This window comes from Paraburkholderia sp. PREW-6R, assembly GCF_039621805.1.
Lineage (GTDB): Bacteria > Pseudomonadota > Gammaproteobacteria > Burkholderiales > Burkholderiaceae > Paraburkholderia.
In genome coordinates this window covers 1758021-1780057 of record NZ_CP155073.1, presented here as the reverse complement: position 1 = coordinate 1780057, position 22037 = coordinate 1758021, and the positions used below count along the sequence as shown (strand labels likewise).

Sequence of the window (22037 nt, the reverse complement as noted above, 5' to 3'; positions counted from 1 at the left end):
GCGGCGGCGCCGTCGCGCTTCAGTGGCCCGCGCCCTGTGTCGCCTGCGCGCGCACCGGCCGCGCGCCAGGTGCTTCATCGAGATGGCGGAAGATCCACGCGGACACCAGCGTGATCACGCCGACACAGACGAAGCTCAGCCGGAAACCGAGCGCGGTCGATCCCCCCTGTGCCGAAAAGAGATTCACGAGACCGCCGCCGATCGACACGCCAAGCCCGATCGCCAGCATCTGCACCATCGAAAAGAGGCTGTTGCCGCTGCCTGCGTCTTCGTGGGAAAGGCCTTTGAGCGTGACGCTGTTCATGGCAGCAAACTGCATGGAATTGGCAGCGCCGAACACGGCGAGAATCCCGGCTTCGACGATCAGCGGCGTGCCGCGCGTGATCAGCGCGAACGCGACGATCGCCGAGCCCACGATGATCGTGTTGACGAGCAGGAACGTGTCGTAGCCATAGCGTCGCACGAGCGGCGCGATCCAGCGTTTGGCGACGGTGCCGGCCAGCGCCGCGGGCAGCATCATCAGGCCCGAATGCAGCGGCGAGTAACCCAGTTGCAGTTGCAGGAGCAGCGGCACGAGAAACGGCACCGCGCTCGAACCGACGCGGCACACGAGGTTGCCGATCAGCCCGACGCTAAAGTTCGGCTCGCTGAACAACGACAGTTTGAAGAGCGGATTGGCGCGGCGCCGGGCGTGCGGAATGTAGGCCAGCGCGGTCACGACGGCGAGCGCGAACAATCCCGCCGACCACGCCGCGCGATGCGTGGCGACCGGCGCGTCGACCGCGAGTGAGAACGCGATCATGCACAGCGACAGCAGCCCGCAGCCGACGAGATCGAACGGCGGCGCCTGGGTCTCGCCATGCGACGGCAGAAAGCGCTGCACCGCATAGAGACCGAGCGCGCCGATCGGCACGTTGATCAGAAAAATCCAGTGCCACGTGACGGCCTGGACGAACCAGCCGCCGAGCGTGGGCCCGGCAATCGGCCCCAACTGGCCGGCAACCGAAATAAAGGCGAGTGCGGACACATACTGGTCGCCCGGCACGCTGCGCAGCACGGCGAGGCGGCCAATGGGCAGCAGCATCGAACCGCCGACGCCTTGCAGCACGCGCGCCATCACCAGTTGCCCGAGGGTATGCGCGCTCGCGCAGCAGATCGAGCCGAGCACGAACACGAGTATCGCGACGAAATACACGCGCCGCGTGCCGAAGCGGTCGGCCAGCCAGCCGGACGCGGGCGTGAGCATGGCCATGGTCAACGTGTAGGCGACGACCACCGGTTGCATCGCGAGCGGCGCGACGTGCAGGCTCTTTGCGATGGAAGGCAGCGCGGTGTTGACGATCGTCGTGTCGAGCGACTGCATGAAGAAGCCTGCGGCGACGATCCACAACAGCGCGGTCTGGGAGGAATCCTTGGTCATGTGATGAAGGCCCGGGAGGCCGGAAAACCTTATAAGCCAAATGTCGCCCGGCGCTCTGGCCGGACATCGTGCAAATCCATGGGGATTTCGTCATCATATTGACATCCACGTCAATCGGGAACCCCGCTAGCTGCGTTGACTGTTATCGACATTGGCGATGACCGGCGCGACAATGCCTTTATGCTTAATCCGATCTGGCTCAAGACCTTCACGACCGTCGCCGCCTGCCACAGCTTCACGGAGGCGGGGCGGCGGCTCGACCTCACGCAGTCGAGCGTCAGCGAACACGTGCGGCGGCTCGAGGAAAGCGTTGGACGGCGCCTGTTCGTGCGGGACACCCATTCGCTCGCGTTGACGGCGGACGGCGAGGCGATGCTCGCCCATGCAAGCGTGATCCTCCAGGCGCTCGCCCGCGCGGAGTCGCAGTTTCGCGCACCGCGTCTGAAGGGGCGCGTGCGTCTGGGCTCGTCCGACGACGTCGCGCTCGGCCCGCTGCCCACGGTGCTCGCGGCGTTTCGCGATGCCCATCCCGATGTGGAACTCGAAATCACCATCGGCATGACCGGCAAGCTCTATGAATTGCTGAACGCAGGGACGATCGATCTGCTGGTCGGCAAGAGGCGGCTTGGCGACCGGCGCGGCGTGCCGCTTTTCACGGGGAGGCTGGAATGGCTCGCACGTCCCGGCACGCTCGTCGATCTGAGCCAGCCTTTGCCGCTGATTCTGGTCGCCGAACCGAGCGTGACGCGCGCCGTCGTGCTGGATGCGCTGGCCGAAGCGGGTTTCAGCTGGCAACTGGTGTGCACGAGCAGCAGTCACGCGGGTTGCATCGCGGCGGCGCGCGGCGGCCTCGGTGTGACGGTGAGGCCGCAATATCTGAGCGCGCGCGGCCTTGCGCCGCCCGTGAATGCGGCGAGTCTGCCGGCGTTGCCGTCGGTGGAATTCATCGCGCTGGCGGCCCGGCGGCTCAGCCGCCCCGCGGGAACGCTGCTGCAACTGCTGCACGACAGCGATCTGCGTGGTTCATGGATCGGTGAGTGAGTGCCGCGCGAGGTTGTCATGCCGTGGCGCGGCTTGAGTAGGTCTGGCAGGTTCGGTGGCCATAAGCGATTTTATGCGACCCGACAGGATGAATCGGACTCCAGATCAATTCATGGAGCTGAATCTGGTCTCGGCGCGATTGCGCGCGGGAACGGATCGTCCTTACGCGATGTAATGGCATCGTTGCCCAGTGCGCGGCGCTTGTGTATGGTGGGCTACTCACGTATTCAATGAGATCGCAACATGACAGCCGCCAACCCCGCAGCACACGCCGGTGCCGACCCCTCCGGTTCACCCGTGCGCTCCGACGTCCTGATCGTCGGCGCCGGACCTGTCGGCCTTTTCGCCGCGTTCGAAGCGGGCGTGATCGGCCTCTCGTGCCAGATCGTCGATGTGCTCGGCAAGGTGGGCGGCCAGTGCATCGAGCTCTATCCCGACAAGCCGATCTACGACATTCCCGCGATACCCTCGTGCACTGCGCGAGAACTGGTGGACCGACTGCTCGCGCAATGCAAACCGTTCGACGTGCCGATTCATCTGGAACAACGCGTCGAGTCGGTCGAGCAGCGCGACGACGGGCGCTGGACGGTGCGTACCGATCGCGGCCTCGTGTTCGACGTCGCGTCCATTCTTCTGGCGGCCGGCAATGGCGCATTCGTGCCGCAAAAGCTGGCGCTGGCCGAGGCGGTGCCGCTCGAATCGCGGCACGTGCATTACAGCGTGCAGCGTCTCGCCGATTTCGCGGACAAAAACGTGGTGGTGGCCGGCGGCGGCGACTCGGCGCTCGACTGGGCACTGGCGCTGCGCAAGGTCGCGCGACGCGTGACGCTGGTCCATCGGCGCAAGGGATTCAGCGCAGCGGATTCGAGTGTCGAACTGATGCAGCGCGCGGTCGCAGCGGGCGAAATGGACTTTATCGTCGGCGCGATTTCAGCGCTCGCCGAGGAGGGCGGCGTGTTGAAGTCGATCACGTTGCGTCATGTCGAAGGGGAAACGCAACGCGATGCGGAGCATCTGGTGGTGTTGTATGGACTCGTGGCGGATCTCGGCCCGATCGCGCAATGGGGGCTCGCGATTCATGGCGGCCGGGTCGACGTCGACACATCTTTTTACGAAAGTTCGCGGCAGGGGATTTTCGCGGTCGGCGACATCGCCAATTATCCGAACAAACAGAAGCTGATTCTGTCCGGCTTCCATGAGGCGTCGCTCGCGCTGCGCAAGGCGTACACCTACGCGTATCCGGACAGGAAACGGGTGCACGTTCATTCCAGCTATGACGCGAAGCTCGCGGAGAAAGTGGGCGCGGCGGGCTGATCGCGTTCCCATGCCTGCATAGTCTTGCGGTGCGGCCTCGGCTTGACCTGGAGTTGGTGTTCAACTGCTCGACTTGCTCACCACGTCCGACAAAACAAAAGCCCGGCAGTGACGGTCGCGTCACTGCCGGGCTTTTTTACAACCGGTTATTTGCCTGCCGTTCCACTCGCCGCTGCGGCGGCGCTGGCCGCCTTGTCCTTCTTCTTGGCCTCGTGATGGCCAATGGCGCATCCCGCTGCGGCGCCTGCGACGCCGTGGTCGCCCGCAACATGGCCGGTGACGCCGCCAACCGCCGCACCCTTGGTGCAGCCTTCTGCCTGCGCGGCCGTATGGACAAAGGCGAGCAGCGCCGCGAGGGACAAGCTAGTGAATACGCGTTTCAATTGGAGCTCCTGTTTTAATGATTGACGCATTTGCCACAGTAGCAATTCCGGGGCCCGACCGGCTCCGCCGGACAAAGTGCGGGATGCGAAGCGGTGGTCTGCGGCCGGTGTATGCTTTGACTTGATCCTCATCCGTCATCATCATGAATCAGCTAGCAGTTTCACCCGCCGCTCAGAGCCACGACTCCAGCGCTGCGCTGGAGGTGGCCGGAAAACCCGTGCCGGTCGAAGTCAACTACGGCGACCTCGTCCAGGCAATCGAGGACTATGCGATCTTTCTGCTCGACCCACACGGCTGCATCGTCAGCTGGAATGCCGGTGCGCAAAAGCTGAATGGTTACGCAGAACACGAAATCATCGGACAACATTTTTCACGTTTTTATACGGAAGAAGCGAACGCGCGCGGCTGGCCTGCTTATGAACTGCAGCAGGCGTCGCTCACGGGCCGTTTCGAGGACGAAGGCTGGCGCGTGCGCAAGGACGGCACGATGTTCTGGTCGAACGTGGTGATCACGGCCATTCGCAACAGCGCCGGCGTGCTTACCGGATTCGCGAAGATCACGCGCGATCTGACCGCGCAACGCGAATACCTCGAAGCGCTGCGGCAAAGCGAGGAGCGCTTTCGTCTGCTCGTGCACAGCGTGAAGGACTACGCGATCTTCATGCTGGATCCGGAAGGCTACGTGGTTAGCTGGAATGCGGGCGCGGAGCGCATCAAGGGCTATCCTCGCGAGGACATTATTGGACGGCACTTTTCCACGTTCTATCTACCCGAGGAGGCAGCCGCCGGCAAACCGGCGCGGGAACTCGCGATTGCCCGTCAGCTTGGCCATGTCGAAGAGGAAGGCTGGCGCGTGCGCAAGGACGGTACGGCCTTCTGGGCCAACGTGAACCTCACCGCGGTGTATGACGAAACAAACAGACTGCGGGGTTTTGCGAAAGTCACGCGCGATCTGACCGAGCGGCGTCAGCGGGAAGAACTGGAGCGCTCGGGCGAGAGCATGCGGCGCTTCCTCGCAACGCTCGCGCACGAGTTGCGCAATCCGCTTGCGCCGGTTCGCAACGCGGTGGGCGCGCTGCGGCTGGAAACAGGGGTAAGTCCGACGGTAGCCCGCTCGCGCGACATGATCGACCGGCAGGTGACGCATCTAACGCGGCTCGTCGACGATCTGCTCGACGTCGGCCGGATCATGTCGGACAAGGTGGAGCTGCGCTTCGCGCCGGTCGATCTGGGCGAGCTGGTAGCGCGCGGTATTGAAGCGGCGCGCCCCTTTACTGACGCGCACGGCCAGCAGGTCATATCGTCCATGCCGGCCGAGCCGGTGATCGTGCGCGGCGACATGGTGCGTCTCGTGCAGGTGCTGCAAAACCTGCTGCATAACGCATCCAAGTTCTCGCCGCTGAACAGCCGGATCGAAGTCAACGGCAGCATCCATTGCACGATGGCCGTGCTGGAAGTGCGCGACTCCGGTTGTGGCATTCCGGTGCGCGCGCTCGATTCGATTTTCGAACTCTTTGCGCAGGAAAAGAGCAGTGTGAATGCCGGCGAGGGCGGACTGGGCATTGGACTCACGCTTTGCAAGTCGCTGATCGACATGCATGGCGGCAGCATCATCGCGAGCAGCGAGGGGCCGGGGCGCGGCAGCGTGTTCACGCTCAGTCTGCCGCTGGCAGGGGTGTCGGCGAGCGGCAAAGCAGGAGCGCAGCCCGAGTCGTCGGAGAGTGCGGGTGAAGTTGCGCCGCTGCGCATTCTGCTCGTCGACGATAACCGCGACTCGGCCGACAGTCTTGCCATGCTGCTGGAACTGAAGGGTCACGAAGTGCGAATCGCGTACGAAGGCGAACAGGCGGTTCATATGGCGCCGCGCTTCGTACCGCATTTTGCGGTGATCGACATTGCGATGCCGAAAATGGATGGCTACGCAACGATCGCGGCGTTGCGCGAAATGCCTGAACTGGTGAACACCCTGTATGCCGCGATGACCGGCTTTGGCCAGGATAGCGACCGTCAGCGCACCCGTGACGCCGGCTTTGATGCGCATCTTGTGAAGCCGGTCGAACTGTCGCAGTTCGACACGCTGCTTGCGCAGGTCCAGGCGCTGCGCAGCGCCCGCGGCGGCGATTAACGCCACGGGTCGGGAGAGCGCCTGCGCGATCCTTTCCCCACCTCGTTACGTTCAGATGATTCGAAGCGCGCCGATTCCGGCGCGTTGCGTCGTTGTTTCCCCTTCCGGGTTTCAGAGTCTGCGAGCCGTCGTGCGATAAGGCACGCTGCTTGCTGTTTCTCGTCATGGGCCGCAGAAACCTTATTTTGCAGCCAGCCGAATAAACAGACTTAGCTCGCACTGCTACAGGGAGGCACGATGCTCGATACGCGTGATCGTCCGGCCAGCGCTCACGCGCGGCCCCCGCAAACCGGTCGCGCCGTCGATCGCGATTCGCTTGCGAAGGCACGCAACATGGAGAGCGCGGCGACTGGCGCGCGCGCTTCCCATCCCGATGGGGACCCCGCAACCGGATACGGCACGCTGGAAGCATTGCTGCGCGCCACGCGTTTTGACGCCAACGATCCGCTCGCACTCGGTGACGTCCTTCGGAATCTGGTTGAGCGTGGTTTTGATCGCGCGCCGGCTTTACCGCTGCCAGGCCATGGCCAGACATTGCTGCGCTGGCGGGTGTTGGCGCGCGTCGCCGCTTGTGACCTTGGTCTTGTGAAGCTGTTCGAAGGTCACACCGACGCGCTCGCGATCCTCGCCGAATTGCATGGCCCCACGCCGCCGGCAGGCAGCCGCTGGGCCACGTGGGCCGCGGAGCCGCCCGACGCGCGCGTTCAGGCAAACAGGATAGGAGGACGAAGCAATGACGGTCTCCTTGATCTGACCGGTACGAAAGCCTGGTGCTCGGGCGCGGGAGTAGTCACCCATGCGCTCGTCACCGTATGGCTCGACGACGAGCCCGTGCTGGCCGCCGTGTCGATGGATCAGCCGTCTATCTCCGTCGACGCGTCGAAGTGGCAGGCGGTCGGCATGCAGGCGACGGCCAGCGCGGACATCACGTTCGACCATGCGCATGCGACGCTCGTGGGAGAGGCGCACGACTATGTGCGCCGTCCGGGCTTCTGGCAGGGTGGCGCCGGCATCGCCGCCTGCTGGTATGGGGCAGCCGCACAGATCGGCCGGATGTTGCGCGACGCGTCGATACAACGCGCGGACCCGCATCGACTCGCGCATCTTGGCGCAGTTGAAGTTGCGCTCGCCGGCGCCGCAGCGGTGTTGCGCGAAACGGCCGCGCAGATTGACGCGAACCCGCTTGCCAATGCGCAGCGCGAGGCGATGCGTGCGCGGCTCGTGGTGGAAGAGGCCGCCACGGCCGTGATGCAGCACGCCACCCGCACACTCGGTGCGGGGCCGTTGTGCCGCGATGCACGTTTTGCGCGCGCGCTTGCCGATCTGCCCGTGTTTCTACGGCAGAGCCACGCGGAACGCGACCTGGCCGCGCTAGGAGAATCCATTGTCGCCGCAGGCCGCGAGTCCGCCTCCGACCCGCACGCTGCGGACATCGTCAATGCAGGTTCGCCAACGGGAGGCACGCCATGGACGCTCTGACCCGACGCGCCGACATCGATTCGCCGGCTGCTTATTTCGACGAACTCTACAAACAGTCCGACGACCCGTGGAATCTGCGGGAAGGCTGGTATGAAAGCCGCAAGCGCGCATTGACGCTCGCACTGCTGCCGCGTCCGCGCTATCGCAATGCATTCGAGCCCGGCTGCGCGAATGGCGAACTGACGGCCGAACTCGCGAAACGTTGCGACATTCTGCTGGCCGCCGATCTGCATGAGCGCGCGGTGCAACTGGCGCGTGAGCGGGTGGCCGACGCATCGCATGTCCGCGTGGAACGGCGCACGGTGCCGCAGGAGTGGCCGACGGAGGCGGGGCCGTTCGATCTGATCGTGATCAGCGAATTCGCGTATTACCTCGACGCGGCCGCGCTCGAAACACTGGCCGCGCGCATTGCGGCGTCGCTCACGACGGACGGCACGCTGCTCGCCTGTCACTGGCGCAGGCCTTTCGCCGAAGCGCTCGAATCTGCCGACACCGCGCATGCGCTTTTCGATGCGCGCTGCGGCCTGACGCGTCTCGCGCATCACGACGACGCCGATCTGCTGATCGACGTGTGGTCGCGCGACGCCCGTTCGGTTGCGCAACGCGAGGGGCTTCTATGATCGGCGTGATCGTACCTGCCCATAACGAAGAGGCGCTGCTCGCGCCGTGTCTCGCGGCGTTGATCGAAGCGTCGCGCCACGAGGATCTCGCGGGAGAAACCGTGCGCATCGTGGTCGTACTCGATGCATGCGACGACTTCAGCGGTGCGATCGCGCGTGCGTATGGGGTCGAGACCCTGAATCTGAAAGCGCGCAACGTCGGCATTGCACGGGCGACAGGCGCGGATCTGCTGCTCGCCGAAGGCGCGCGCTGGCTTGCGTTCACCGACGCTGACAGCCGCGTTTCGCCAGGCTGGCTCGTCGCGCAGCTGTCGCTCGGTGCCGATGCGGTGTGCGGCTCGATTGCCGTCGACGACTGGACGCAGCATCCGCTTAGCGTGCGCGAGTACTTTCGCAAAACCTACGTCGATGCCGACGGCCACCGTCACATCCACGGCGCGAATCTCGGCGTGTCGGCGGATGCGTACCGGCGCGCGGGCGGCTTTCCGCCGCTCAAGTGCAGTGAGGACGTCGCGCTTGTCGACAGGTTGATCGCGATTGGCGCGCGCATTGCGTGGAGCGCGGCACCGCGCGTGATTACCAGCGCGCGGGCTGCTGCGCGCGCGCGTGGCGGTTTCGGCGATACACTGGTTGCGTGGGCGAGCGGTTGACCATGCGGCGGCTGAATTCAGCCGCGGCCGCCGCGGGAAATCTCTTCGCCTGCACGATGCGGCAAACGCAGCGTGACGGGGATCGATGCGAACGAGCACAAGCCCACCACGAGAAATGCCGGCCAGAAATCCGACCACATGATGCTCGGATGACCATTGAGCGAGCGCGCGATCTGCAGCACGATACCGCCGACGGTCACGCCAAGCCCCAATGACATCTGTTGCACGACGCTGCCGAGGCTCGTTGCGCGACCCACGTCGCGGCTCGCGATTTCCGCGTAGGTCAGCGAGTTGAGGCTCGTAAACTGAAGCGCCGGAAAAAAGCCGCCTAGCAGCACGACGACCCAGATGATCCACGTCGGCGTGCCGGGAAAAAATAGCCCGCACGCCGCAATCGACACCCCCGACAGCGCCGCGTTGACCGCCAGCACGGAGCGAAAGCCAAAGCGATGCAACACGCGCGAGGCCACCGTGCGCATGAACATCCCGCCGAACGCCGATGCGCAGGTGATCAGCCCGGACTGGAACGCGCTCATGCCGTGGCCCTCCTGCAGCAGCAGCGGCAGCAGGAAGGGCAGCGCACCCAGGCCGATCCGGAACAGCGAACCGCCCAGCACACTTGCCTGGAAGGTCGGCACCTTGAAGAAGCGCAGGTCGAGCAACGGAAGCGGCACACGCTTCGCGTACGCGACATAGATCAGCAGCAGCAGGGCGCCGCACGCGCACATGCTGAACGCTTTGCCGTTTGAGATCAGCTCTCCACCGACCAGCGAAAGACCGAGCAGCAACAGCACCGCGCCCGCGGCCGAAAGGAAAAAGCCGATCCAGTCGAGCGGACCGGGGTCGGGCTCACGCGTATTGGCGATATGACGGTTGGTCAGATAGATGCCGAGAATGCCGATCGGCACGTTGATGAAGAAAATCAGCCGCCAGTGCAGATAGGTGGTGATGAACCCGCCTAACAACGGGCCGGCCGCGGGGCCAAGCATGGCGGGCACACTCAGGTAGTTCATCGCGCGAATGAAGTCGGATTTGTGCACCACGCGAAAGATGATGATCCGGCCGACCGGAACCATCATCGCGCCGCCTACGCCCTGGACGAAACGCGCCAACGTGAACGTGGCAAGCGAGCCGGAAGCCGCGCACAGTAGCGAACCGGCCACGAAAATGCCGATTGCCGTGCGGAAAACGGTGCGCGCACCAAACCGGTCGGCGAGCCAGCCACAGACCGGAATGAACACGCCAAGGCCCAGCACGTAGCTCGTGACCGCGATTTTCAGCGTGACCGGATCGCGCCCGAAGTCGCGCGCCATGGACGGCAGCGCGGTCACGATCACATTCGCATCGACGGCCTCCATGAACATCGCGCAGGCGACGATAAGGGGCGCAATCAGAGCTTTCTGGACGGCAGGCATGAAGGCGGATCTGCGGCGGACGGTCGCAGGCAAAAGGGCCATTATTGCACCTGTACGGTGCGCTTTGTTAATAGCGAAGCATACGATCTCGCCCTTTTTGCGCCTCCTACGCGGACATGCGGGGTCCGCTCGAATGACGACTTTCTATTATTTTTTTGTTGCAGTGCGGTATAAGGCGTCTATAATCGGGTTATTGCCTAGGTACAAACCCTATACAGGAGTCTGTCGTGAACACTGCATCGAACACCGCTAGCACCCGTGCCACCGTCGCCACCCACACCACGTTTTTCGGCAAACTGCGCGCACTGGCGCTGCACGCACTGAACTTGCATCTGCAAAACTGTGCCGTTATTGCTGAAGCGCATCGCCGTCCGCAGTAAGTCTGGAAGCGGAGCAGGCAGGCCACGCGGTCACATGGACCGCGCGTGTTGTGCAAGAACGAGGGCGGGGCGCCAAACGCTCCGCCCTTTGCGTTTGGATGCGCTTAGTCGCGTACCATCCGCGGCCGCGAACGCGATACTGTCGCGCGTTCAGCGCGCATCGTCGCGCGCATCGACAACGCGCTCATCAGCAGTGTGAAAGAAACCAGTCCCACCAGATACACGCCTGCCATCACCCAGTCCTGCTCTGCCATCATCGTTCTCCTTCAAGTACTGACTTCACGTTGCACGGGAGACGCATCTCGCCGCCTGTTGCACTCGATTACGGCACGTGATTCGGAAAGCTTGAACGGTTTGGCGTTCAAAACGGTCTTTTTTACGGATTCGCGCAAAGGGCAACGTGCGTCCGAGTGATGACGAATGTTCGTCCACACGCCGCCTTTAGCGTTTAAACTTCAGCCCTTTTTGAAACAACAGCCAGCCGACGCTCGCTCGATACGCGCGTTTGTCCGCGATGCAGACCATGATCATGCGGTCACATCCGAAAACGTACGCCCCAATTTGGTTGTTGACGCAACGACCGCCGCCGCTTTTACATGGGCTCTCCGATTCGCTTCCAGGTTAAACCCGTCGAACGCCTTACGCTGTCAACCTTTTCGACGCTTTGCCGTTATCCCTTTGTAATCGCCCAAGCAAGGCGACGCCTCGACAGACACGCTGTCGTTGCGACAGCGTGAGGCAGAGCCTGCATTAACCATGTTCCATCGATACAAGAAGACATTCGACCGATCCGGTGCGTTGTTCGACCGTGCGTCGAAAGCGCTCGGCAGCCGGGGAATTCTCTCGCCGCTGCTCGCGTTGGTGATTTGCGGATTGCTGCTGGTGGTCCTGCAACATCTGTCGAAGACCGTCGACTACCGTTCGGTGATACGTCAGTTGCGCGCGCTGAGCCTGAGTGAATGGAGCGCTGCGCTCGGCGCAACCGCGCTCAGTTATGTTGCGCTGGTAGGCCGCGACGCCGTGGGTCTGCGCTACCTCGGCACAGCCGTGCCGCGCGTCGCGTTGTGGGTAGGCGCCACTGCCGGCACCGCACTGGGCAACGCCACCGGTTTCGGCGCGCTCACGGGCGGCGCGGTGCGCGCGCGCGTGTATGGTGTGACAGGCGTCACGCCCGCGCAGATTGGCCGCATGACGGTGTTCACGAGCGTGTCGCTGGCGCTCGCATTGGTATTCATGACGGCGCTCGGCATGGTATGTCTCGCCGCCACGCTTTCGCCCATGTTGCATCTCACGCCTGTCGTGCTGCGCTGGAGCGGCGCGGCCGTGCTTGCGGCGCTCGCCCTCGTGGCCGCTGCGTGCCGTCGCGAAACGCGCGCGGTTCGCACGCGCTGGCAGTGGCTCGCATTCGATATTCCGGCGCGCCGCGATCTGCTCGCGCAAGTGGCGCTTGCCGTGCTCGACGTCGTCGCAGCAGGCCTCGCGCTGTGGGCGCTGTTGCCGCACGCGCAGGTGAACTTCCTGAGCTTCATCACGGTGTATGCCGCGGCCATGCTGCTTGGCATGATCGGGCACACGCCGGGTGGCGTCGGCGTGTTCGAGGCAGCGATGGTGTTCACGCTGAACGGCAGCGTGCAGACGCATCTGATGGTTGCCGCGCTGCTAGCGTATCGTGCGATTTACTTCGGTGTCCCGTTGATCGTGTCGGCGGCGTTGCTGGCCGGTTTCGAAGGACGTGCGCTGAAAAGCCGCCTGCCGCTGCGGCATGCGGCGAGCGCCTGGAAGCTCGCGCCGCTTTTCCTGAGTCTCGTCACGTTCGTGGTGGGCGGCATGCTGGTGATTTCGAGCGCGACGCCCGCGTTCTGGCAACGCATCCATATCCTGCGCGATGTGCTGCCGCTGTGGGTGCTCGAAAGTTCGCAGATGCTATGCAGCGTGCTCGGCGTGTTGCTGCTGTTCGTCGCGCGCGGTCTGCTGCGGCGGCTGGACGCCGCGTGGTGGATGACACTGCTGCTCGCGGTGCTGAGCCTCGCGCTTTCACTCACTAAAGGCCTCGCGTTCGTCGAAGCGGGTGTGCTCGGCACGCTGATCGTATTGCTGCTTGCCACGCGCCAGCGCTTTAACCGGCACTCGTCGCTGTTTGCAGAGCGATTCACGGCAGGTTGGCTGGTTTCGATCGCAATGGTGCTGATGCTCGCTGTCTGGGTGATGCTGTTTGCTTTTCGCGACGTGCCCTATACGCGCGACCTGTGGTGGCAATTCGCCTTTGACGAGCGTGCACCGCGTGCGCTGCGCGCGACGCTGGCCGCGAGTCTCTTTGCCGCGACTTTCTCGTTCTGGCAATTGCTGCGTCCCGCCGCAGGCCGCTTCGTCAAGCCCGCGCCGGAAGATCTTCACGACGCCGCCCGCATCGTACGCGCGCAGGAGCGCAGCGACGCGGGCCTCGCGCTCATGGGCGACAAGAGTTTTCTGTTTTCCGAATCACGCCGTGCTTTCCTGATGTATGCAAAAAACGGCCGCACATGGGCCGCGTTGCACGATCCGGTGGGTCCGCGTGAAGAATGGCCGGCGCTCATCGGCAAGTTCGTCGCACTCGCTCACGCGCACGGTGGCCGCGCGGCGTTCTATCAGGTACGTGCGAATGCGTTGCCGCTTTATCTCGACGCGGGGCTGACACTCATGAAGCTCGGCGAGGAAGCGCACGTCGTGCTCGACGACTTCGATCTCAAGGGTTCGCACCGCGCGCATCTGCGTTATGCGCTCAAGCGTGGCGAGCGCGACGGCTTCACGGTCGAAGTGATCGACCAGGCGAACGTGCCCGCGTCGCTCGAAACGCTGCGCGTGATTTCCGACGGCTGGCTCGACAGCCGCGACGCGCGCGAGAAAAGCTTTTCGGTCGCCGCGTTCAATGACGAATATCTGGCCGCGCAATCCGTGATGCTCGTGCGGCAGAACGGCGAGCCGGTCGCATTCGTCACATTCATGACGACCGACCTGAATACGGAGGCGACCGTCGGCGTGATGCGTCACGTGGAAAGCGCGTCTCCGTATGCGATGGAGTATCTGTTCACGCAGCTCGCGCTGCATCTGAAACAGGCCGGTTTCCGCTCGCTCAGCCTCGGCATTGCGCCGCTTTCCGGCATGCAGCCGACGCCGCTCGCGTCGCGCTGGCATCGCTTTGCGGGCATCGTGTGGCGCTTTGGCGGGCGCTTCTATAACTTCCGCGGCCTGCGTGCTTTCAAGAGCAAGTTCCAGCCGCATTGGGAGCCGCGCTATCTTGCGGCGTCCGGCTCGGTCGGTGTGTTCTTCACGCTCGCGGATCTGTCGTTGCTGGCAGGAGGCCGGCGTTCATGACCTTGTATTCGTTTCTCAGGCTCGCCATGGCGGCGGGTGTCGTGGCTGGCAGCATGGGCGCCCACGCGGCATCGACCACCGTGTCGGGCGGCCGTTATGGCGAAGTCACGGTCACGCAGCCGGTCGGCCCGCTGCGCGGCTTCGTCGTGCTGTATTCCCAGGCTAGCGGCTGGAGCGCCGCCGATCAGCAAAGCGCCGACGCGCTCGCGAAGGCCGGCGCATTGACAGTCGGCGTGGACACCGCACGCTATGCGACGAACCTCGCGGCCAGAAAAGAAAGCTGTCACCAGCTGGTGGGCGACGCTGAAGCGTTGAGCCATCAACTCGAACGTCAGTCGCAATCGAGTCATTATTTCGCGCCGATCGTCGCGGGAACCGGGCAGGGCGCGACACTCGCGATGCACGTGCTCGAACAGGCGCCGTCGAACACGATTGCCGGCGCGGTGTCGGTGGATGCCGAGCACACGCTGGATGCGCGCTTCGAACCGTGCCCGCCGGATCCGACCATCATTCGCGACAAGGTGCCCGGTTTCGTCGAAAAGGCGGTGACGGGTAGCGCCGATCGCGCACGCCTCGTGAACCTGGTGACGCCGCATCTGCAAGCGGTTGCCACGGCCGATGACGACGTGTCCGATCTGCCCTTGATCGAATTACCGGCCGCGCATCCGAACGGCCTGATGGCGATCGTGATTTCCGGCGACGGCGGCTGGCGCGATCTCGACAAGACGATCGCGCAGGCGTTGCAGAAAGACGGCGTTTCGGTGATCGGTTGGGACAGCCTGCGCTATTTCTGGAGCGAAAAACCGCCCGCGCAGACCAGTCGCGATCTCTCCCGCGTGATGCAGACATATGGTTCGCGGTGGCACGCGCAGCACATTGCGCTCGTCGGCTATTCGTTTGGCGCCGACGTGATGCCGTTCGCGTATAACCGCTTGCCCGAAGCGCAGCGCGAGAAGGTCTCGCTGATCGCGTTGCTTGGCTTCGCTCCGGACGCCGATTTCCAGATCCGCGTGGGCGGCTGGCTTGGGATGCCGGCGAGTGACAACGCGTTGAAGGTGAAGCCGGAGCTCACGCGACTGCCGCCTTCGATCGTCCAGTGCTTTTACGGCGAAAACGAAAAGGACACGTTGTGTCCGGCGTTGACGCAGACGGGCATTCAGGTGATCCGCACTTCGGGCGACCACCATTTCGGCGGCGATTACAACGCGCTGGAACAACGCATTTTGAGCGCATTCCGCAAGAATAGCGGGGCGCGCGATTAATGCAGCGTATGTGCCGACGCATCGTTTTCGAACGATGCAGCGACTTACGCAGGGATTGACAACACACGCCAAGTCAACGAAGATCGCTGACATGAACTGCCTCGACATCCGTATTGCGCTGATTATTAGCACCATTCATCGAATGGTGGGTTAGCGCACGTCTGATAGCAGCGACACGAAAACCCGCCCCACGAGGCGGGTTTTTTTATGTCCGCCAAGCCTGCCTCCTGGCGAATTCTCTTTGCTGAACTCACTTGCCGCACTGGAGCCTGCCTTGCCGTTCACCCAGATCGAAGAGACGCACGAAGCTGCCGACAGCGTCGCCCTGCGTCACGACTACCTGAAGAAAACCCTCACCGCGCGTGTCTACGACGTGGCGCGAGAAACCGAGCTCGAACACGCGCCGAACCTGTCGGCGCGTCTGCGTAACCCGGTCTATCTGAAGCGTGAGGACAACCAGCCGGTGTTCTCGTTCAAGGTGCGCGGCGCGTACAACAAGATGGCGCATATGTCGGCCGAAGCGCTCGGGCGCGGCGTGATCACTGCGTCGGCGGGCAATCATGCGCAGGGCGTCGCGCTGTCGGCGGCCAAATTAGGTGTGCGGGCGATCATCGTCGTGCCGGTGACGACGCCCCAGGTCAAGGTGGATGCGGTGCGCGCGCATGGCGGCCCGACTGTCGAAGTGGTGCAGGCCGGCGAGTCGTTCAGCGACGCTTACGCACACGCACTGGAACTGCAGGAAGAGCGCGGCCTGACTTTCGTGCATCCGTTCGACGATCCGTACGTGATCGCGGGACAGGGCACGGTGGCGATGGAGATTCTCAGCCAGCATCAGGGGCCGATCCACGCGATCTTCGTGCCGATCGGCGGCGGCGGTCTCGCGGCGGGCGTGGCGGCGTATGTGAAATCGGTGCGTCCCGAGATCAGGGTGATCGGCGTGCAGACCGACGATTCGTGCGCGATGGCCGCGTCGTTGAAAGCGGGCGAGCGCGTCACGCTCAATGAGGTCGGTCTGTTCTCGGATGGCACGGCGGTCAAGCTCGTCGGCGAGGAAACCTTCCGCCTGTGCAGCGAGTATCTCGACGACGTGCTGCTCGTGAATACGGACGCACTGTGCGCAGCGATCAAGGACGTGTTTCAGGACACGCGCAGCGTGCTGGAGCCCGCCGGCTCGCTGGCTGTCGCCGGTGCGAAGCAGTATGCCGAACGCGAAGGCATCGAGAACCAGACGCTGATCGCGATCACCTCCGGCGCGAACATGAACTTCGACCGCATGCGTTTCGTCGCCGAACGCGCCGAAGTGGGCGAAGCACGCGAGGCCGTGTTCGCGGTGACGATTCCCGAAGAGCGCGGCAGTTTCCGGCGCTTCTGCGAACTGGTCGGCACGCGCAGCGTCACCGAATTCAACTACCGTATTGCCGATGCGCACTCCGCCCATATCTTCGTTGGCGTGCAGATCAGGAATCGCAGCGAATCGGCGCAGATTGCGGGTGCGTTCGAGGCGCACGATTTCGCGACCGTCGATCTGACGTTCGACGAACTTTCGAAGCAGCACATCCGCTACATGGTGGGTGGGCGCTCGCCGCTCGCCCGCGACGAACGCCTGTTCCGTTTCGAGTTTCCCGAGCGGCCCGGCGCGCTGATGAAATTCCTGAAGTCGATGGCGCCGAACTGGAATATCAGCCTGTTCCATTACCGTAACCAGGGCGCGGACTACAGTTCGATTCTCGTCGGCATCCAGGTGCCGGAGAGCGAAAACCGCGAGTTCGACCGCTTCCTCGCGACGCTGGGTTACCCGAACTGGGAAGAGACGCAGAACCCGGTGTATCGGCTTTTTCTCGGCTGATCGAGCCGTTTTGATAGAGTTCGTGAGGCCCGCTCCCGCTCGGGGTTTACCTTGAGGCGCTCGAGCGCGCATCGATTGTCCTGACGCTGCCGCGTTTGTCGCAAACTCAAGCGGCGCGGGCCTTCGGGGCCACTCCCTGCTGCTTGGAGTCAGTCGGTACCTGCTGTCTGTATTTCTAAATGCGATACAGGCTATCCGCGCTATCGCGTTGCCTGATAACGCGTGGGGTTGTCACACTGCATGCAAATTAACGCTGCATTCAGGAGACACCTCATGCGCACCCAAGTTGGCATCGTCGGTGCAGGGCCTGCGGGCCTGCTACTTTCCCACCTCCTTCACTTGCGCGGCATCGATTCCGTCGTGCTCGAGTCGCGTACCCGCGAACAGATCGAATCCACGATACGTGCCGGTGTGCTCGAACAGGGCACGATGGATCTGCTGACCGAAGCGGGCGTGGGCGCGCGAATGAAAGCGGAAGGCGCGTTGCATCACGGTTTTGAACTGGCTTTCGAAGGCAAGCGCCGTCGCATCGATCTGACAGGACTGACGGGGCATTCGATTACCGTCTACGCGCAGCACGAGGTCATCAAGGATCTCGTCGCCGCGCGCATCGCGGCCGACGGCAAACTGCGCTTCGGCGTGTCAGAAACGTCGCTGCACGGCATCGATACCCGTGCGCCCTCGATCCGCTATTGTCACGAAGATCACGAACATGAATTGCAGTGCGATTTCATCGTCGGCTGCGACGGCTCGCAGGGCATTTCGCGCGCGTCGATTCCACAGGCGTTACGCAAGGATTTCGAACGCGTCTATCCGTTTGGATGGTTCGGTATCCTGTGTGAAGCGCCGCCGTCGTCTGATGAATTGATTTATGCACGGCATGAACGCGGATTTGCGCTGATCAGCACGCGCTCGCCGAACGTGCAACGCATGTACCTTCAGTGCGACCCGAAAGAGTCCGTCGACAATTGGTCCGACGACAGGATCTGGGCTGAACTCCACGCGCGCGTTGATTCGCAGGACGGACAGAAAATTGTCGACGGAAAGATATTCCAGAAGAACATTGTCGGCATGCGCAGTTTCGTGTCGGCCACCATGCAGCATGGCCGCCTGTTTCTGGCGGGCGATGCCGCGCATATCGTCCCGCCCACGGGCGCGAAAGGCATGAATCTCGCGGTGGCTGACGTGCGTGTGCTGACCCAGGCTCTCAACGCGTTTTACGTCGACAATCGCACGGACCTGCTCGATCGCTACAGCGAAACTGCGCTGCGTCGCATCTGGCGCGCCGAACACTTTTCGTACTGGATGACGAGCATGATGCACCGTCTGGAAGGTGCATCGCCCTTCGAGCAGCAGTTGCAGGTCGCCGAACTCGAATACGTGACGACGTCGAAAGCAGCCGCTACCGCCATGGCGGAAAATTACGTCGGCGTAGCTGTCGCTCAGGCTTGACCCGGACAGCTTGAGCAACATGGCGCTATCGCTGAATGACCGTTTCAGCGATAGCGAATGCCTGAAACAACGAAGCACTCCGCTACTCTGGTCTGTCGACCGACCACGCGTGCACTGCGGTGCGCGTCGACCTTTTCTGCTGTCACGAAACAGATGAACGTCTGGTGACCGAATGCAAAAACCCTTGCAATATCGGGTTTTTCCATTGTCGTTTGAACAGCAACAGTGAATTCAGGATTACCGGATTTATCCCGATCGATTGCACGCCTACACTGGGTTCATGGCTGAACGAGCGCATCAGTTCGCAGCCTCATAAAGACACTCTCTGGAGGTGGTTTCATGAAGTCGTTCATTCAGGCAGTTGCAATCGTCGTGGCGCTTGGCGCGCCGATCGCATCATTCGCACAGGCGTCGAATCAACCGGTTTCGCAGGACCCTCAAGCCACGCAGGTCCAGGCCGCCGGTCAGCAGGACGCAACCCAGACCAATAACAGCGGCTATGGCTCGGGTAGCCATGGTTCGTGGCAGGCAGGTTCAGGAAGCGACACAACGGTCAGTTCCTACTCGCCGCCTGTTCGCAACGTGCGTTAAACGTTGAAAAACAGAAGCGCGTGACTTCGTGAATGGAAGTCACGCGCTTTTGCCGCTTTTACGAAGTCAAAGCAGCGATGCGGAAAGTGCCGCGTCACGACATGCGCAGCAGCGTGAGTTCATTGCGCAGCAAAGCCATCAGGTCATCATCGGTTGGCCGTGTGCCCCAATGGCGCGCACCCGCGGCTGACGCAATGGCGATCCACGAGTGAGGTGGAAACCACTCACGAAGCAGCGTGCCATTCTGACGCAAACAGAGTTGCCCGGTCTGTTCGCTGTATTCGGCGCACACAAGCGTGGCGCCGACCTGCACCGTCACGCGTCGTGGATCGCTGCGCAGCATCAGTAGCCGCCGTGACCGTGCCAGTCACCGTTTGGCCCACGCGCATCCCGCCAGTCGCGTCCATCATGCCAATCGCGGTCGTGACGACGCGCTTCCCATTCGCGCCGCTCCCAGTAGCGGTGCCCATCGTAGTAACGCTCGCCATACCAGCCCGGCCTGACGACCACCACCGGCGCCGGAGGAGGCGCATACACCACCGGCGGCGCAGCATACGCGTCGGGCGGCGGCGCATACACGACCGGTGGCGGCGGTGCGTACACCGGCTCAGGTGCGTACGCGACCCCCGGCACGCCGATGTTCACACCGACATCGACATGAGCGAACGCAGCCGATGACGCGCCAATGGCCAACCCGCCAACCAGCGCGGTCGCGAGCCACCGCTTTCGTGATTTCAGTGCTGTGTTCATGTTTTTTTCCGGATGATGCGAGTGAATGTGGACATCGATGCTGATGGTCGTGATCAGTAGTGCTCGTGATAGTGATCGTGATAGCCGCCGCCTTCCGGGACCACGATACAACCGCCCAACGCACTGCCGAGCGTGGCGGCAAGAACGATCAACGCAAAGATTCTTTTCATGATGCGACTCCCTGTTTTTTCGTGATCGAACTTTACTGAGCGGCCGCATTACCGGTGTGTTTGTGTGTAACAGGACGTGTCGATCGAGCGACATCCGCATGCAGTTCAAATGCTCGGACAGGAACGGGGCGCAGGAGTGAGATCGACAGGGGCGCTGGCGTGCAAGTCGCCGCCAAGCTGTTGAGCGGACAATGGAAAAAGCCGCGTACAAGCGCAGCTGAAAGCGACGGACCGTGCACGGCGCGCGCTATCAGTCCGGGTCGCGCCGCTTCAATGCAAATCGCGCGCTCTTGATGCTGCGTGGATACATTCGGTTGCAGACTGGGCTAACGCGCTTACGTTTGTCATTGTTCGTCGCGCCGAAAGAACAATCATCCAGGCGGTTTCAGCATTTATCCCGACCGACTGCTCAGACGACACCAGCGTCAAACCAGCGTCATCGAACATTGCCTGCGTGACAGTAGCGCAGCATGCCAGTTTCGAACGCGGTCCCGCAAAACTGCTGCACGGCGCGACAAGACCTCGCAAGGAAGCCCATTTCGCTGCCGGGTAAACGATGACGCGAGAATCACCGAAAGGCGGAACAGCGTTCCGGGATGCGATGCTATATTGCGCCGAAAGGGAGCAGCCCGACTGCAGAACGGGACGACGACTCTGGGTGTTTGCCCCCGATAACTGGACGCCAGGTCCATGGAGGAGGCATGAAGCTCAAGAAGGCCATCGACCGCGTTCCAGGCGGCCTGATGCTGGTGCCGCTGCTGCTGGGCGCCTGTGTTCACACATTCGCGCCCGGCGCGGGGAAGTATCTCGGATCGTTTTCGAACGGCCTGATTACCGGCACTGTGCCGATTCTCGCGGTGTGGTTTTTCTGCATGGGCGCGACAATCGATCTCCGGGCAACGGGCGCCGTGCTGCGCAAATCCGGCACGCTGCTCGTGACCAAAATGGCGGTAGCCTGGATCGTCACGCTGATCGCGTCGCACTTCATTCCCATCGACGGGATCAAGGGCGGCCTCTTCGCGGGACTTTCAGTGCTGGCGATCACGACCTCGATGGACATGACCAACGGCGGTCTCTACGCCGCCGTGATGCAGCAGTACGGCAGCAAGGAGGAGGCCGGCGCGTTCGTGCTGATGTCGATCGAATCCGGGCCGCTCGTCAGCATGATCATTCTCGGCGCGGCTGGCGTGGCGTTCTTCGAGCCGCGGCTTTTCGTCGGCGCGGTGCTGCCGTTTCTGATCGGCTTTGCACTTGGCAATATCGATAGCGAACTGCGCGATTTCTTCGGACGCTGCGTGCATCCGCTGATCCCGTTCTTTGGCTTTGCGCTCGGAAACGGCATCGACCTGCATGTGATCGCGACGAGCGGTATTCCGGGAATCATGCTGGGCTTCGCGGTGATCGTCGTGACCGGCATTCCGCTGATCCTCGCAGACCGATGGCTTGCCGGCGGCAACGGCGCGGCGGGGTTGGCCGCTTCGTCAACGGCGGGCGCGGCGGTGGCGAATCCCGCGATCATCGGCGAGATGATTCCGAGCTTCAAACCGATGGTGCCGGCCGCGACGGCCATGGTGGCCGCCGCCTGTCTCGTCACCGCGATTCTCGTGCCGATTCTGACTGCGCTGTGGGTACGGCGGGTTCATGCGCGCGAAGGGACCGTGCAGGGAGCGCGCGAAGCGTTTGTCGCGGCGAACGCCCCGCCGCCGATCGGCGAGCAACGCGATGCACACGTGTGATGGGCGGGGAGTGAGCGGGAAGTCGGCGGGAAGTGGGCAAAGCGCGCTTGA

At 63.1% G+C, this 22037-nt stretch carries 19 protein-coding genes; 13 read left to right on the top strand and 6 right to left on the bottom strand.

Features of this window, described 5'->3' with window-relative positions:
• Positions 1-19 precede the first annotated feature (19 nt).
• A complete protein-coding gene (mdtD, locus tag AAGS40_RS07690) occupies positions 20-1420 on the bottom strand; it encodes a multidrug transporter subunit MdtD (protein WP_345810693.1) in 1401 nt (466 codons plus the stop codon).
• A 180-nt stretch (positions 1421-1600) separates the two neighbouring features.
• Between mdtD and AAGS40_RS07685 the strand changes: the two genes are divergently transcribed.
• Entirely contained in the window at positions 1601-2461 is an 861-nt protein-coding gene (locus AAGS40_RS07685; RefSeq protein ID WP_345810691.1) for a LysR substrate-binding domain-containing protein, read from the top strand.
• Between the two features lie 243 nt (positions 2462-2704).
• Positions 2705-3775: an NAD(P)/FAD-dependent oxidoreductase gene (locus tag AAGS40_RS07680; protein WP_345810690.1), complete on the top strand. Its 1071-nt coding sequence runs from the start codon at positions 2705-2707 to the stop codon at positions 3773-3775.
• A gap of 146 nt (positions 3776-3921) precedes the next feature.
• Here AAGS40_RS07680 and AAGS40_RS07675 read toward each other — a convergent pair whose 3' ends face one another.
• Positions 3922-4158: a hypothetical protein gene (locus AAGS40_RS07675; protein WP_345810689.1), complete on the bottom strand. Its 237-nt coding sequence runs from the start codon at positions 4156-4158 to the stop codon at positions 3922-3924.
• Positions 4159-4301: 143 nt separating this feature from the next.
• Here AAGS40_RS07675 and AAGS40_RS07670 point away from each other — a divergent pair, with 143 nt between their 5' ends.
• The 4 genes from AAGS40_RS07670 to AAGS40_RS07655 all read left to right on the top strand — a co-directional run bounded on the left by AAGS40_RS07670 (position 4302) and on the right by AAGS40_RS07655 (position 9033).
• Positions 4302-6284 (top strand): PAS domain S-box protein, encoded by a 1983-nt coding sequence (locus AAGS40_RS07670; protein ID WP_345810688.1) that lies wholly within the window; start codon positions 4302-4304, stop codon positions 6282-6284.
• A 237-nt stretch (positions 6285-6521) separates the two neighbouring features.
• Complete coding sequence (locus tag AAGS40_RS07665; protein WP_345810687.1) at positions 6522-7763, top strand: acyl-CoA dehydrogenase; 1242 nt, start codon at positions 6522-6524, stop codon at positions 7761-7763.
• On the top strand, positions 7751-8383 hold the full coding sequence (locus AAGS40_RS07660; protein ID WP_345810686.1) for an SAM-dependent methyltransferase: 633 nt from the start codon (positions 7751-7753) through the stop codon (positions 8381-8383). The genes AAGS40_RS07665 and AAGS40_RS07660 overlap by 13 nt, the downstream gene beginning before the upstream one ends.
• Positions 8380-9033, top strand: a complete 654-nt coding sequence (locus AAGS40_RS07655) for a glycosyltransferase (protein ID WP_345810685.1) — start codon at positions 8380-8382, stop codon at positions 9031-9033. The genes AAGS40_RS07660 and AAGS40_RS07655 overlap by 4 nt, the downstream gene beginning before the upstream one ends.
• A 17-nt stretch (positions 9034-9050) precedes the next feature.
• Here AAGS40_RS07655 and AAGS40_RS07650 read toward each other — a convergent pair whose 3' ends face one another.
• Positions 9051-10448, bottom strand: a complete 1398-nt coding sequence (locus AAGS40_RS07650) for an MFS transporter (RefSeq protein ID WP_345810684.1) — start codon at positions 10446-10448, stop codon at positions 9051-9053.
• Between the two features lie 227 nt (positions 10449-10675).
• On the opposite strand from AAGS40_RS07650, the gene AAGS40_RS07645 reads away from it, so the two are divergent.
• Positions 10676-10828: a hypothetical protein gene (locus AAGS40_RS07645; RefSeq protein ID WP_345810683.1), complete on the top strand. Its 153-nt coding sequence runs from the start codon at positions 10676-10678 to the stop codon at positions 10826-10828.
• A 104-nt stretch (positions 10829-10932) separates the two neighbouring features.
• On the opposite strand, the gene AAGS40_RS07640 is transcribed toward AAGS40_RS07645, so the two are convergent.
• Complete coding sequence (locus tag AAGS40_RS07640) at positions 10933-11085, bottom strand: hypothetical protein (protein WP_345814468.1); 153 nt, start codon at positions 11083-11085, stop codon at positions 10933-10935.
• Positions 11086-11584: 499 nt separating this feature from the next.
• Here AAGS40_RS07640 and mprF point away from each other — a divergent pair, with 499 nt between their 5' ends.
• From mprF to AAGS40_RS07615, 5 genes are all read left to right on the top strand, one after another.
• On the top strand, positions 11585-14179 hold the full coding sequence (gene mprF, locus AAGS40_RS07635; protein WP_345810682.1) for a bifunctional lysylphosphatidylglycerol flippase/synthetase MprF: 2595 nt from the start codon (positions 11585-11587) through the stop codon (positions 14177-14179).
• Complete coding sequence (locus AAGS40_RS07630) at positions 14176-15441, top strand: AcvB/VirJ family lysyl-phosphatidylglycerol hydrolase (protein ID WP_345810681.1); 1266 nt, start codon at positions 14176-14178, stop codon at positions 15439-15441. The genes mprF and AAGS40_RS07630 overlap by 4 nt, the downstream gene beginning before the upstream one ends.
• Positions 15442-15715: 274 nt before the next feature.
• Positions 15716-17287, top strand: a complete 1572-nt coding sequence (gene ilvA / locus AAGS40_RS07625; protein WP_345810680.1) for a threonine ammonia-lyase, biosynthetic — start codon at positions 15716-15718, stop codon at positions 17285-17287.
• A 273-nt stretch (positions 17288-17560) separates the two neighbouring features.
• A complete protein-coding gene (locus tag AAGS40_RS07620) occupies positions 17561-18739 on the top strand; it encodes a 4-hydroxybenzoate 3-monooxygenase (protein WP_345810679.1) in 1179 nt (392 codons plus the stop codon).
• 339 nt (positions 18740-19078) lie between these two features.
• Entirely contained in the window at positions 19079-19330 is a 252-nt protein-coding gene (locus tag AAGS40_RS07615) for a hypothetical protein (protein WP_345810678.1), read from the top strand.
• Between the two features lie 94 nt (positions 19331-19424).
• On the opposite strand, the gene AAGS40_RS07610 is transcribed toward AAGS40_RS07615, so the two are convergent.
• Together AAGS40_RS07610 and AAGS40_RS07605 are read right to left on the bottom strand one after the other, a co-directional pair.
• Positions 19425-19673 (bottom strand): hypothetical protein, encoded by a 249-nt coding sequence (locus tag AAGS40_RS07610; protein WP_345810677.1) that lies wholly within the window; start codon positions 19671-19673, stop codon positions 19425-19427.
• Positions 19673-20080 (bottom strand): hypothetical protein, encoded by a 408-nt coding sequence (locus AAGS40_RS07605; RefSeq protein WP_345810676.1) that lies wholly within the window; start codon positions 20078-20080, stop codon positions 19673-19675. The genes AAGS40_RS07610 and AAGS40_RS07605 overlap by 1 nt, the downstream gene beginning before the upstream one ends.
• Positions 20081-20951: 871 nt before the next feature.
• On the opposite strand from AAGS40_RS07605, the gene kdgT reads away from it, so the two are divergent.
• On the top strand, positions 20952-21986 hold the full coding sequence (kdgT, locus tag AAGS40_RS07600) for a 2-keto-3-deoxygluconate transporter (RefSeq protein ID WP_345810675.1): 1035 nt from the start codon (positions 20952-20954) through the stop codon (positions 21984-21986).
• The last annotated feature ends 51 nt before the right edge of the window (positions 21987-22037 follow it).